Origin of the sequence: Cupriavidus sp. L7L (genome assembly GCF_004353535.1) — a bacterium.
In the GTDB taxonomy this organism is placed as follows: Bacteria; Pseudomonadota; Gammaproteobacteria; order Burkholderiales; family Burkholderiaceae; genus Cupriavidus; species Cupriavidus oxalaticus_A.
Genome location: NZ_SMNY01000006.1, coordinates 130,659 through 142,689 on the forward strand (window position 1 = coordinate 130,659; position 12,031 = coordinate 142,689).

Consider the following 12,031-nt stretch of genomic DNA (forward strand, 5'->3'; position numbering starts at 1 on the left):
CCGCGTTCAGACATCGATGGCCGCGTCCGATTTCACCTTGCGGCGCAACTCGAACTTCTGGATCTTGCCGGTTGAAGTCTTGGGCAGCGGCCCGAAGTACACCGCCTTGGGCACCTTGAAGCCGGCCAGCAGCGTGCGGCAATGCGCGATCAGGTCCTCCGCGGTGGCACTGGCGCCATCCTTCAGTTCGACGAAGGCGCACGGCGTCTCGCCCCACTTGGCATCAGGCTGTGCCACCACCGCCGCGGCAAGCACCGCGGGGTGCCGGTAGAGCGCGTCCTCCACTTCCACGCTGGAAATATTCTCGCCGCCGGAAATGATGATGTCCTTGCTGCGGTCCTTGATCTTGATATAGCCGTCGGGCATGCACACGCCGAGGTCGCCGGTATGGAACCAGCCGCCGGCGAAGGCCTCGCGCGTGGCCTTCTCGTTCTTCAGGTAGCCCTTCATGCAGATGTTGCCGCGGAACATGATCTCGCCGATGGTCTCGCCGTCGGCGGGCACGGGCTGCATAGAATCAGGATCGAGCACCGCCACCTGCGACTGCAGGTGGTAGCGCACGCCCTGGCGCGCCTTGCGCACGGCGCGGTCCTGTTCGGACAGCGTGCGCCAGTCGTCCTGCTCGGCACAGACCGCGGCCGGGCCATAGACCTCGGTCAGGCCATAGACGTGCGTCAGTTCGAAGCCCATGGCCTCCATCTGTGCCAGCACCGCTGCCGGCGGCGGCGCGCCGGCGACCATGCCGCGCACCGGGCCGCGCACGCCTTCGCGCCACGATGCGGGCGCGTTGACCAGCGCGGTATGCACGATCGGCGCGGCGCAGTAGTGCGTGACGCCTTCCGCGCGCATCAGGTCGAACACGAGCCTGGGTTCGAACTTGCGCAGGCAGACGTTGACGCCCGCGCGCGCCGCGATGGTCCAAGGGAAGCACCAGCCATTGCAGTGGAACATCGGCAGCGTCCACAGGTAGACCGGGTGCTTGGGCAGGTCCCATTCCAGGATGTTGGAGATCGCGTTGATGGCCGCGCCGCGGTGGTGATAGACCACGCCCTTGGGATCGCCGGTGGTGCCCGAGGTGTAGTTCAGCGCGATCGCATCCCATTCGTCGGCAGGCATGCGCCACGCATAGTCCGGGTCGCCTGAAGCCAGGAAGGATTCATAGTCGGTCTCGCCGAAAGGCTCGGCCTGCGGCCCCAGCGCATCATGGACCGCGATCACCTTGAGCCCGGGAATTTCCAGCGCAACCTGCCGCGCAACGTCGGCAAACTCGGTGTCGGCGAGCAGCACGCGGGCCTCGCCATGGCGCAGCATGAAGACGAGGTTGGCGGCGTCGAGCCGGATATTGAGCGCATTGAGCACCGCGCCCGCCATCGGTACGCCAAAATGCGCCTCGACCATGGCCGGCGTGTTGGGCAGCAGCGCGGCCACGGTGTCGCCCTTGCCGACGCCGGCACGCGCCAGCGCGCTGGCCATGCGGCGCGCGCGCGCATACGTGTCGCGCCAGTTCTGTCGCACCGGACCGTGCACGATGGCCAGGCGGTCGCCGTACACCTCCGCGGCGCGGACCAGGAAGTCGATGGGTGTGAGCGGTACGAAATTGGCCGCATTGCGGGCCAGGCCGCTGTCGAAATCGGTTGGCATTGCTGTGTCTCCGCTAGTCGCACTTTTTCTGGGGCAAGGCTATCATCGCACACGCCCGGCGCACTGTCGTCCGGACGACAAACTTCCCGCAAACCCGCGCCAGCCAAGGCTTACGCAAATCTTACAAAGTGCCGCGCAGCCGCTCGCGCCGATGTCATGACCGCATCCCAGAACCCCACTCGCGCCCCTGAAAGCATGCTTGCCAGCCATGTGTGGTACGCCGCGCTGGCGGCGGAACACCAGGCGCTGGCCGCGCGCGAAACACTGCTGCAGTCCTTCGCCGCGGGCGCCTTCATTGCCCGGCGCGGCGAGCCTTCGCGCTACTGGATCGGGGTCGACAGCGGCCTGATCAAGCTGGCGGTGTACACGCCGGACGGGCGCGGCTGCACCTTCTCCGGCGTGCCGGCCGGCGGCTGGTGCGGAGAAGGCAGCGTGATCAAGCGCGAAGACCGCCGCTACGACGTGATCGCCATCCGCGACTCGCAAGTGCTGCTGGTGCCCGAGCCGGTCTTCAACACGCTGCTGGCGCAGAGCCTGCCGTTTGCAAGCTTTGTCGTACGCCAGCTCAACGAGCGCATGGGCCAGTTCATCGCCACGGTGCAGAACGACCGCCTGCTCGGCGCCGATGCGCGCGTGGCGCAGGCAATCGCGCAGCTGTTCCATCCCGACCTGTATCCGCGCACCAGTCCCGTGCTGGAGCTGTCGCAGGAAGAAATCGGCCTGCTGACCGGGCTGTCGCGGCAACGCGTCAACCAGGCGCTGCGACGGCTGGCCGACGCCGGCATGGTGCACCTGTCCTACCAGAGCATCCGCGTGACCGACCTGCCGCGCTTGCGCAGCTTCGGGCTGTCAGAGCTGTAACCCGCAAAATCGCAGACAAAAAAATACCCACAGCCGGGTGGTAGTGGGTAACGAAAAGTGGTGCGGACATGTCGCGGAACTGTCCACGACGAGGATCTTCGCACCGGCGCCGCGCCGGGCCAATAATCTTTCCGGACTAGTCGCGCTGACGCGTCTGGTGCATGGACAATCTCCATGGATTCTTGTCCAATGTCTGTCGACCCGTGCCTGCTGCGACGGCATCCAGACTGACCTGCGCCCCGCTGCTCACGGCCCTGTTCCCCATGCCCCACGCCCGCCTGCTGCTGATCGACGACCACACCCTGTTCCGCACCGGCCTGCGCCTGGTCCTGGCCGACAGCCCGAGCGTCGGGCAGATCATCGAAGCCGGCTCTGTCATGCAGGCGGTACAGGACCATGCCGGCGCCGCGGTCGATATCCTGCTGCTCGATATCCAGATGCCGGGCCTGAACGGCCTGGAGGGCGTCAAGGTATTGCGGCGGCATTTCCCCGCGGCGCGCATCCTGATCGTTTCCGGCACTTCCGGACTGGAAACCATTCCGGCCGACGTGCGGCGCGAGATCGCCGGCTTCCTGCCCAAGTCGGCCGATGCGCGCGAGATCGAGGAAGCGATCGCCTGCTGCCTCGCCGGCGGCACGCATTTCTCCGATGACGCCAGTGCGGCCGGCCGTGCCGCCGCGCCGGCGCCGTATGCCGCCAGCACGCTCACGCCGCGCCAGCTGGAGGTGCTGCACCAGCTCACGCTGGGCCGCTCCAACAAGGTCATTGCTTACCACATGGGCCTGTCCGAAAACACCGTCCGCGTTCATGTGGCCGCCATCCTCGACCACCTCGGCGTGGTCAGCCGCGTCGAAGCCATCCTGGAAGCGCAGCGCCGCGGGCTGGTGCAGGCGGCGCGATGACCGCGGACCAGGCGCCGCCGCGCGTAAGGGGGGATCGCCCGCAGGGCCTGCGGCTGCTGCCGCGCTTCGACGAGCCGCGGCTGCTGGCCGCGCAGATGGCGCTGATCGACCAGAGCTTCGGCATCGCCATGCTGGGCTGCTCGCTGGCGGCCTTTATCCTCGCCGCGGGCCTGACGCTGTCGGGCGACCGTCCCGGCGCCCTGCCCTGGGCCTGCGCGATGGCAGTGGCCTGCGCGGTGGCGTACTTCGGGCGGCTGGCGCTGGCCGGACGGCTGACCGAGGCAGGCGCGGGCCGCTATGCGCGCGGCATGACCGCCATGCTCGCGCTGATCGGCGCGCTGTGGGGACTGGTGGCATGGCTCTACCTGGACGTGAGCATGCCGGCGGTGGTGATCTGCGTGCTGTCGCTGATCGCCGGCATGAGCGCGGCGGCGCTGGCGGTGTTCTCCGCCTGCCTGCCGGTGGCGATCGGCTTCTTTATTCCGTCGATCGTGCCGGTCTGGATCGCGTTCCTGGTCACCGGCGATATCGAATACCTGCCGATGTTCCTCGGCACACCGCTGTACCTGTTCGTGCTGATCATGTTCGCACGCAACTATTCGCGCGTGGCGCGGCATTCGATCGCGCTGCGCTTCGAAAACATCGAGCTGATCTCGCAGCTGCGCGAGCAGACCGCGCGTGCCGAGGGCGCGCAGCATGCGGCGGAGCAAGCGAGCCGCGCCAAGTCGGTGTTCCTGGCCTCGGCCAGCCATGACCTGCGCCAGCCGCTGCATGCGATGGGGCTGTTCCTGGTGTCGCTGGGCCGCACCGCGCTGGATGCGCGCCAGCGCCAGTTGCTGGAGCATGTGGAGGCATCGTCCGGCGCCGCACGCGAAATGCTGAACTCGCTGCTGGACTTCTCCAAGCTCGAAGCCGGCGTGGTCACGCCGCGGCCGCGGCCGTTCCGGCTGCAGCCGCTGCTGCACAAGCTCGAGAACGAATTCGCGCCGCAGGCCGATGCGCGCGGGCTGGTGTACCGCACGCGCGATACCACCACAACGCTGTACGGCGATCCCACGCTGGTCGAACTGGTGCTGCGCAACCTGATCGCCAATGCGATCCGCTATACCCGGGAAGGTGGCGTGCTGGTGGCGTGCCGCCAGCGCCGGCTGCATGCCGTGATCGAGGTATGGGACACCGGCATCGGCATTCCCGCCGCGCAGCATCGCGAGATCTTCCGCGAGTTTCACCAGCTCGGCAATCCGGAGCGCGACCAGCGCAAGGGGCTGGGGTTGGGGCTGGCCATCGTCGAGGGGCTGGCGCGGACGATGCGCACGCACGTCACGCTGGGCTCGCGGCCGGGGCGGGGGTCGGTGTTCCGCTTCGTGATGCCGCGCGCGTGGAGCACGCCGGAAGACACGCCGCACCCGGTGGCACCGGGCGGGCTTGACGGGCTGCGCGTGCTGGTGATCGACGACGACGAAGCGATCCGCACCGCCATGTCGGAGCTGCTGGGGGCATGGCAATGCGACTGCCGCACGGCCGAATCCGAGGACGAGGCGCTGGCCATGCTCGCGGCGTTCCAGCCTGCACTGGTGCTTGCCGACTACCGCCTGCGCGGCCATCGCACCGGCCAGGAAGCGCTGGACGCGATCCGGCAGCGGCTGGGCCGTCATGTGCCGGCGATCATCATCACGGGAGATACGGCGGCGGACCGGCTGCGGACCGCGCATGCGGCAGGCACGCTGCTGCTGCACAAGCCGGTGGTTCCGCAGGAATTGCACGCGGCGATCGACACGCTGCTGCGCGATGTCCCCGCGCAGAATGTGCAGGACGCGCAGGGCGAAACACGCCGCGGCCGTTCACAGGCCGAAGCTGATTAGGACGGCCCTCCCGCATCAAGCCGGATGGCCGCGCACCGCTGCGGGCGTCAGCCGCCCGAATGCAGCGGGGACAGCGAGTAAGCGAGCACCAGTCCCGCCACGATCGCCGGCGAACCCAGGCGGATCGCGGCACTGCGCGACAGCACGCCCAGATACACGTACAAGCACACCAGCACCATCGCAGTCACATACAGCAGGCTGTCATAGACTTGCATGGATGTCTCCCTTGGCCTTTTGTTCTTATTGCTTTACTTCGGTGGTCTGCCGGCGAAGCGTGATGCAAAGGCACTGCGTGGGGGCCGCTCCGCCGCCATGCTAAGGCTGTCTGTTACTAAGGATAGTCGGGAGTTCGCGCGGGCGTGGCAATCATGGAAATCCCTTTGCGGCGGCGCACCACGGCTGGTGCGCCGCCGCAAGGGAGGCGTGGCAGGTCAGCCGGCGGGCAGCATTTCCGGGTTCCAAGCGACCTCCCACAGGTGCCCGTCGGGATCCTGGAAATAGCCCGCATAGCCGCCCCAGAACGTGTTCTGCGCCGGTTTGACCACGGTAGCGCCTGCCGCCTTCGCCTGCGCCATCACGGCATCGACTTCCGCCTTGTCGCCGACATTGTGGGCCAGCGAAAAATCGGTGGACGCGCGCGGTGTCACCGTCAGCGCGGCGTCGTGCGCCAGGCTCGCGCGCGGCCACAGTGCCAGCTTCAGCCCGGATTGCAGGTCGAAGAACGCCACCGCGCCGTGCTCGAACTGCTGGCCGACAATGCCCGTTGTCGACAGTCCCAGGCCATCGCGATAGAAGCGCACCGCGCGCTCCAGGTCGTCGACGCCCAGCGTGACCAGTGTGATGCGAGGCTTCATGGCACTACCCTCCTGCAGATGTGGTGGGCCTAGCGCTGGCCGAAGGCGGCGCCGGCAAACAGGTCCTTCAGTTCGCGCGGCTGCGAGCGCCAGTACTGCTTCGGCGCATGGACGCTGGCGCCCAGCCGCGCGGCCGCATGCCACGGCCAGCGCGGGTCGTACAGCATGGCGCGCGCCAGCGAGACCGCATCGGCCTCCTGGTTGGCAATGATCGCTTCGGCCTGCTCGGGCTCGGTGATCAGGCCCACCGCAATCGTCGGCAGCCCCACTTCGGCCTTGACGCGCTGTGCGTACGGCACCTGGTAGCCCGGGCCGAGCTTGATCGCCTGCTGCGGCGAGACGCCGCCGGTGGTGACGTGGATGGCCGCGCAGCCGCGCGCCTGCACTGCCTTGGACAAGGCCACCGTGCCCTCGATGTCCCATCCGCCCGGCACCCAGTCGGTGGCCGAGATGCGCATCCACACCGGCCGCTCCGCTGGGAACGCTTCGCGCACCGCGTCGAAGACTTCGATCGGAAAGCGCATGCGGTTTTCCAGGCTGCCGCCGTATTCGTCGTCGCGATGGTTGGCCAGCGGCGACAGGAACTGGTGCAGCAGGTAGCCATGCGCGGCATGGATCTCGATGCCGTCCAGCCCGAGCCGTGCCGCGCGCCGCGCCGCCGCGACAAAGTCGTCGCGCACCTTGTCCATGCCGGCGCGGTCGAGCGCGGCCGGCGGCACTTCGCCGTCGCCATGCGGCACCGCCGACGGTGCCACCGCGTGCCAGCCGCCGGGCGCATCCGGCGCGATCTGCTGACCCCCGTCCCACGGCGCATGGCTCGACGCCTTGCGGCCCGCATGGCCGAGCTGGATCGCGATGCCGATGGGCGAATGCGCGCGCATCGCCTGCACCACGCGCCCCAGCGCCGTCTCGTTGTCGTCCGAGTACAGGCCCAGGTCCTGCGGCGTGATGCGGCCTTCCGGCGAGACCGCGGTCGCTTCCACGATCAGCATGCCGGCGCCTGACAGCGCCAGCGTGCCGAGATGGATCATGTGCCAGTCGCCGGCGTTGCCGTCCTGCGCCGAGTACTGGCACATCGGCGCAATGATGATGCGGTTGGCGAGCCGGAGGCTGCCGATTTCCAGCGGTTCGAACAGATGGCTCATGCGTTGCTGCTCCTTGCAGGTCATGCCGGCCCGCAGCGGGGCCGGGGGAAATCTGGATTCTAGGCCGATGCCGGGATTGCTGCCGGCGACGTTCACGGTGCCGCGCGGCGCTGGCCGGCCAGGCTCAACACCAGCGCCAGTGCCAGCGCCGCCGCGCCGCAGCCGAAGATCAGCGCGTAGTTCTCATGCGAATGCGCAAACAGCCATGCATAGCCGTAGCCGGCCAGCGCCTGGAACAGCGCAAAGGCACTGGTGGCATGGCTCCATGCGGCGCGCTGCGCGGCAGGGTCGTGCGGCAGCGCCTCCTGGATCGCACCCAGTCCGAGCGGCGCAATGCCGGGCGTGAAGGCACCGAGGACCACCGCCGCCACGCCCAGCGCAAGCGGATCGCCGCACAATGCCAGCATCGCCGCGGCAAGTCCCTGCAGCAGCAGCGCGACGCGATAGGCAACGCCGAAGCCGATGCGTTCGCCGGCAAAGCCGCACACCAGCGGCCCGGCGATCGCGCCCAGGCCATAGAGCACCCAGTACGATGCGCCGACCTCGCTGCCGCGCCCCAGCCCGCGTGCGACCAGGTCGACCAGCAGCAGCATCGCCGGCACCAGTCCGAACGCATTGATCGCGTATTGCGCGTAGAGCCATTGCAGCCGACGCCGCGCCGCTGCCGGCGGTGCCTTTGCCGCCGCGCCCGCACCGGATTGCGGCAGCGGGCCGGGCCAGCCGAACCAGCTGAACGCGGTCAGCGCCAGCGCCAACGCGCCCAGCCCAAGCCAGGTCTCGCGCAGGCCGAACTGCAGCAGGCGCGGCACGAGCGTGCCCGAGGCAGCGATACCCAGGCCAAGCCCGACGAAGATCGTGCCCATCGCCAGCCCGCGGCGCGGCGCCGGGATATGCGGCAGGATCGAGGTCGCCACCAGCACCATGATGCCGCCCCCGGCCAGCCCCGAGACAAAGCGCCAGCCGAAGAACCACGCCACCGACAAAGGCCACGCGCAGGCAAAGAATGCCAGCGTCGCGGCAAGCATCAACGCGCGCAGCACCGTGCGGCTGGACCAGACCGATACCATCGGCCGGCCCAGCAAGGCGCCGGCCAGGTAGCCGGCGAAGTTGGCCGCGCCCAGCGCGACAGTCTGCGAGGCCGGGAACCAGTGCGACTGGATCAGCGGCGGCACCAGCGCGGTGTAGGCAAAGCGCGCCAGGCCGATGGCGACGAGGCTCGCGCACAGGCCGCACAGCGCGGCGTAGATCTCGCGCCATGCCAGGGGATCGGGCGCGGTGGGGGCGGCGCAGAGGCCGGCAGGTCTGGACATGGGAATCTCCGGTGTGGCCCCCGCCCTTGCGCCAGGCAAAACGGGGCCATCGGCGCCAGGCATGGCGCCGGAAAAAGGGCATGCAGCTGCCCGCCACGCTGCCTGGGCGGCGTGTCCGGGAACTACAAACGGGAAAGGTCAGGCAGGGATGGCGGGAATCAGCCGGTGCCGGGCACCGCGGCCGCGCTCAGTGGCGGCAGGCCGAGCAGCGCCAGCGTCGGCCGCACAGCCGCCTCGAGCAAGGCGCGCTGGGGGGCGGAGCGAGCCAGCACGCGCATGCCGAGCAGCGTCGCCAACAGCTGTGCCGAAGCGTCGTCGGCCGACACGCCGGTGCTGGCCGCGCCCTGCTGCTGCGCGGCGGCGAAACGGTCGCGGAAGAATGCGCGGATTTCGGCGAATGCGTCCGCGACCTTCTGCTGCAGGCCGGGATCGTCAGGCGTGACTTCCAGTGCGGTGTTGACCAGCAGGCAGCCGCGGTGCAGCGGATCCGCCAGTGAGCGCTCCAGGCTTTCAGACAGGTACGCCGAAATGGCCGCGCCGGGTGGCAGCGTCGTGCCCAGCCGGGCGATCCGCTCGCGCATGCTGGCTTCGACATAGCCTTCCAGCGCCAGCAGGAACAGCGAGCGCTTGTCGCCGAAGGCGTTGTACAGGCTGGGCTGGGTCATGCCCATGGCACTGGTCAGGTCGCGCGTGGACGTGGCCTCGTAGCCGCGCGCCCAGAAGGCATCCAGCGCCGCCGTCAGCGCGGTCTGTTCGTCGAATTTGCGGGGTCTGGCCATGGTCGCTCGATTTTGTATCGTTCGCTATGAAACGAATTATAGATCGATCGATACAAAACACAAGGCCATGCTCGATGCAAGGGTCAGGCAAGGGTCAGGCCGGCGCCAGCGGGTCGGGCGCGACCAGCCGCAGCCAGCTCGCTATCGCCGCCACCGCGGCAAACGCGGCGCCCAGCGCCAGGGCCAGCCCCGGACCGTGGGTTCCGCCGATGCCGAAGCACAACGCCACCAGCGCGGCGCCGGTGGCCTGGCCGAGCAGGCGCGCGGTGGCAATCACCCCGCTGGCGCCGCCGCTGCGCTCACGCGGCGCGCTGGCCATCAGGGCCTTCAGGTTGGGCGACTGGAAAAAGCCAAAGCCGGCCCCGCAGATGCACATGCGGATGCCGATATCGAGCGCGCTGGGATTGTCCGGCAACAGCGCCAGCGACACCATGCCCGCACTCAGCACCGCCAGTCCCACGCCACCCAGCAGGCCGGGCGGATAGCGGTCGGAAAGCCGGCCAGCGAGCGGCGCCATCAGCGCCACCACCACCGACCATGGGGTCAGCAGGAACCCGGTCTCGACCTGCCCTCGCCCCAGCACATGCTGGAAGTAGAACGGCAGCGACACGAACGCCAGCCCCTGCGCCGCGAACGAGCACACCGCGGTCAGCGTAGACAGCGCGAACATCGGCCGGCGGAACAGGTCCAGCGGCAGCATCGGCGCGGGCCGGCCGCGTTCGCGCAAGACCAGCAGCCCGAACGCCACCACGAATATGCCCGCGGCCGCGAGCGACTCGTGCAGCGGCGCGCGTTGCGCGCCCTCGCCGAGCGCGAAGATCAGCGCGGCAAAGGCCACCACGTTGAGCAGCGCCGCGACCCGGTCGAAAGATTGCGTGCCGCGCGGCGTCTGCGGCAGCGCGCCGCGCGCGATCCCCAGCGCCAGCAGACCGATCGGCAGGTTGACGGCAAACAGCCACGGCCACGTGCCGAACGACAGGATCACCGACGCCACCGTCGGCCCCACCGCGAACGACACCCCGACCACCAGCGCGTTCAATCCCACCCCGCGCCCCAGCCTGTGCATCGGAAAGATCGAGCTGATCAGCGCCGTGTTGACGCTCATGATCGCGGCCGCGCCGATGCCTTGCAGCGCACGTGCCGCCGCCAGCGTCGGCAACGACCACGCCAGCGCGCAGATGACCGACGCGACGGTGAATACCGCGACGCCGCCAAGATAGATGCGCCGGTGCCCCAGGATGCCGCCCAGCGCCGCGAACGGCAGCAGCGTGGCGACCATGGCCAGCTGGTACGCATTGATCACCCAGACCGACGCCGCCGGCGTGGCGCGCAGGTCGGCGGCGATCGAGGGCAGCGCCGTATTGGCGATGGCGGTATCGAGGGTCGCCAGGGCGACCGCGATCAGGATGGCGGCCATGCCGCGGCGCTCGCGCGCGGTCATGGCGTTGTCTGCGGCGGCGGCAGACGCGGAGGGAAGGGGCGCTGTGCTTGACACTGTCGTTGCCGGTTACCGGTGGCCGCCAGTGGCAGCACCAGACCGACACGATACGGGAAAACGCTTCAGCGTGCTGAAGAGGGCTTCATATGTATGCACATTTCCCGCAGGATTCCCGTCCGCCGCCGTGCAGTCTGCCGGGTCAGTCCAGCGTGATGCCTTCACGCTGGATCACCGCCGTCCAGTTGCCCTCTTCCTTCTCCACGCGCTTCGCAAAGTTGGCCGGATCGATCATCACGACATCGCCTTGCTGTCCCAGCGCTGTCTTCGCCTTGCCGTCCTCGAGAACCCCCTGCATCACCGAATGGAGCTTCTGGACGATCTGCGGCGGCGTGCCGGCCGGTGCCAGCATGCCGATCCAGAAGGTCACGTTGAAGGGCGCAATGCCGAGTTCCTCCAGCGTCGGCACATCCGGCAACTGCGCCATGCGCTTCGATGCGCTGACGGCGATGGGCTTGAGCTTGCCGGCCCTGATCTGCGGCAGTGCCGTCCAGGTATCGAAGGCAGTATCCAGTTCGCCGCTGATCACGGCCAGTTGTGCCTGCGCAGCGGACTTGTACGGAATGTGCGTGGTCTTGATCTTCGCCCGGTTGTTCAGCATGGCAAAGCTGAGATGCGCGATATTGCCCGGTCCGGCCGAGCCATAGCTGACCTTGCCGGGATGCTGCGTCGCGTAGCGCACCAGCTCCGGTACCGAACCGACCGAGTTCTTCTGCGACCAGTCCGGATTGGTGACAAGGATGAATGGCGCTTCGAGGACCAGGGTGACCGGCGTGAAGTCCTTCGGCGAGTAAGTGCCTTTCTTGTAGATCTGCGGATTGATGGTGATGCTGCTGGAGTTGGTGACCAGCAAGGTATAGCCGTCGGGCGCGGCCCTGGCGGCCTCGCCGACACCGATCAGCCCGTTCGCTCCGGCCTTGTTTTCCACGACCACGGGCTGGCCGAGGGATTTGGTCAGGCGCTCCGAAAGCACCCGCGCCACGGTATCCGTGAACGACCCCGCCGGAAACGGGACAATCATGCGGATCGGCTTGCTGGGCCAGCCGTTATTCTGCGCCGCAGCCGGCGCGGCTATCGTCGCGGCCAGGATGCCCAGCGCGGCTGCCGCCATGCTGAACTTGCCGGCCTTTGCGCTTGCCTGGCAGCGCTGGATCCATGTCGGTTTGTTCATATCGTCTCCGT

The 12,031-nt window shown here is 68.5% G+C and carries 11 protein-coding genes; 3 read left to right on the forward strand and 8 right to left on the reverse strand.

From position 1 onward, the window contains the following. Nucleotides 1-6 precede the first annotated feature (6 nt). On the reverse strand, nucleotides 7-1,641 hold the full coding sequence (locus tag E1J61_RS06285) for an acyl-CoA synthetase (protein ID WP_133093264.1): 1,635 nt from the start codon (nucleotides 1,639-1,641) through the stop codon (nucleotides 7-9). Between the two features lie 156 nt (nucleotides 1,642-1,797). On the opposite strand from E1J61_RS06285, the gene E1J61_RS06290 reads away from it, so the two are divergent. The 3 genes from E1J61_RS06290 to E1J61_RS06300 all read left to right on the forward strand — a co-directional run bounded on the left by E1J61_RS06290 (nucleotide 1,798) and on the right by E1J61_RS06300 (nucleotide 5,266). Further along, the gene (locus E1J61_RS06290; protein ID WP_133093265.1) at nucleotides 1,798-2,502 is read left to right on the forward strand and encodes a Crp/Fnr family transcriptional regulator; all 705 of its coding nucleotides are present in this window, start codon (nucleotides 1,798-1,800) and stop codon (nucleotides 2,500-2,502) included. A gap of 263 nt (nucleotides 2,503-2,765) precedes the next feature. Then, on the forward strand, nucleotides 2,766-3,404 hold the full coding sequence (locus E1J61_RS06295; protein WP_133093266.1) for a response regulator transcription factor: 639 nt from the start codon (nucleotides 2,766-2,768) through the stop codon (nucleotides 3,402-3,404). Next, nucleotides 3,401-5,266, forward strand: a complete 1,866-nt coding sequence (locus E1J61_RS06300) for a hybrid sensor histidine kinase/response regulator (RefSeq protein WP_133093267.1) — start codon at nucleotides 3,401-3,403, stop codon at nucleotides 5,264-5,266. Before E1J61_RS06295 ends, E1J61_RS06300 begins: the two co-directional genes overlap by 4 nt. Nucleotides 5,267-5,313: 47 nt before the next feature. Here E1J61_RS06300 and E1J61_RS37345 read toward each other — a convergent pair whose 3' ends face one another. The 7 genes from E1J61_RS37345 to E1J61_RS06330 all read right to left on the reverse strand — a co-directional run bounded on the left by E1J61_RS37345 (nucleotide 5,314) and on the right by E1J61_RS06330 (nucleotide 12,020). Beyond that, entirely contained in the window at nucleotides 5,314-5,481 is a 168-nt protein-coding gene (locus tag E1J61_RS37345; protein ID WP_165971435.1) for a hypothetical protein, read from the reverse strand. Nucleotides 5,482-5,697: 216 nt separating this feature from the next. Further along, nucleotides 5,698-6,120: a VOC family protein gene (locus tag E1J61_RS06305; protein ID WP_133093268.1), complete on the reverse strand. Its 423-nt coding sequence runs from the start codon at nucleotides 6,118-6,120 to the stop codon at nucleotides 5,698-5,700. 29 nt (nucleotides 6,121-6,149) lie between these two features. Then, a complete protein-coding gene (locus E1J61_RS06310) occupies nucleotides 6,150-7,265 on the reverse strand; it encodes an NADH:flavin oxidoreductase/NADH oxidase (protein ID WP_133093269.1) in 1,116 nt (371 codons plus the stop codon). Between the two features lie 92 nt (nucleotides 7,266-7,357). Continuing rightward, entirely contained in the window at nucleotides 7,358-8,575 is a 1,218-nt protein-coding gene (locus E1J61_RS06315) for a YbfB/YjiJ family MFS transporter (protein ID WP_133093270.1), read from the reverse strand. Nucleotides 8,576-8,733: 158 nt separating this feature from the next. Continuing rightward, nucleotides 8,734-9,354 (reverse strand): TetR/AcrR family transcriptional regulator, encoded by a 621-nt coding sequence (locus E1J61_RS06320; RefSeq protein ID WP_133093271.1) that lies wholly within the window; start codon nucleotides 9,352-9,354, stop codon nucleotides 8,734-8,736. Nucleotides 9,355-9,448: 94 nt separating this feature from the next. Further along, nucleotides 9,449-10,795 (reverse strand): MFS transporter, encoded by a 1,347-nt coding sequence (locus tag E1J61_RS06325; RefSeq protein ID WP_133093272.1) that lies wholly within the window; start codon nucleotides 10,793-10,795, stop codon nucleotides 9,449-9,451. Between the two features lie 196 nt (nucleotides 10,796-10,991). Further along, the gene (locus tag E1J61_RS06330; protein ID WP_133093273.1) at nucleotides 10,992-12,020 is read right to left on the reverse strand and encodes a tripartite tricarboxylate transporter substrate binding protein; all 1,029 of its coding nucleotides are present in this window, start codon (nucleotides 12,018-12,020) and stop codon (nucleotides 10,992-10,994) included. Nucleotides 12,021-12,031 lie beyond the last annotated feature (11 nt).

Excerpts from the sequence above, each read along its gene's own strand:
- E1J61_RS06285 (WP_133093264.1), bottom strand. The coding sequence starts at position 1,641 with ATGCCAACCGATTTCGACAGCGGCCTGGCCCGCAATGCGGCCAATTTC.
- E1J61_RS06290 (WP_133093265.1), top strand. The coding sequence starts at position 1,798 with ATGACCGCATCCCAGAACCCCACTCGCGCCCCTGAAAGCATGCTTGCC.
- E1J61_RS06295 (WP_133093266.1), top strand. The coding sequence starts at position 2,766 with ATGCCCCACGCCCGCCTGCTGCTGATCGACGACCACACCCTGTTCCGC.
- E1J61_RS06300 (WP_133093267.1), top strand. The coding sequence starts at position 3,401 with ATGACCGCGGACCAGGCGCCGCCGCGCGTAAGGGGGGATCGCCCGCAG.
- E1J61_RS37345 (WP_165971435.1), bottom strand. The coding sequence starts at position 5,481 with ATGCAAGTCTATGACAGCCTGCTGTATGTGACTGCGATGGTGCTGGTG.
- E1J61_RS06305 (WP_133093268.1), bottom strand. The coding sequence starts at position 6,120 with ATGAAGCCTCGCATCACACTGGTCACGCTGGGCGTCGACGACCTGGAG.
- E1J61_RS06310 (WP_133093269.1), bottom strand. The coding sequence starts at position 7,265 with ATGAGCCATCTGTTCGAACCGCTGGAAATCGGCAGCCTCCGGCTCGCC.
- E1J61_RS06315 (WP_133093270.1), bottom strand. The coding sequence starts at position 8,575 with ATGTCCAGACCTGCCGGCCTCTGCGCCGCCCCCACCGCGCCCGATCCC.
- E1J61_RS06320 (WP_133093271.1), bottom strand. The coding sequence starts at position 9,354 with ATGGCCAGACCCCGCAAATTCGACGAACAGACCGCGCTGACGGCGGCG.
- E1J61_RS06325 (WP_133093272.1), bottom strand. The coding sequence starts at position 10,795 with ATGACCGCGCGCGAGCGCCGCGGCATGGCCGCCATCCTGATCGCGGTC.
- E1J61_RS06330 (WP_133093273.1), bottom strand. The coding sequence starts at position 12,020 with ATGAACAAACCGACATGGATCCAGCGCTGCCAGGCAAGCGCAAAGGCC.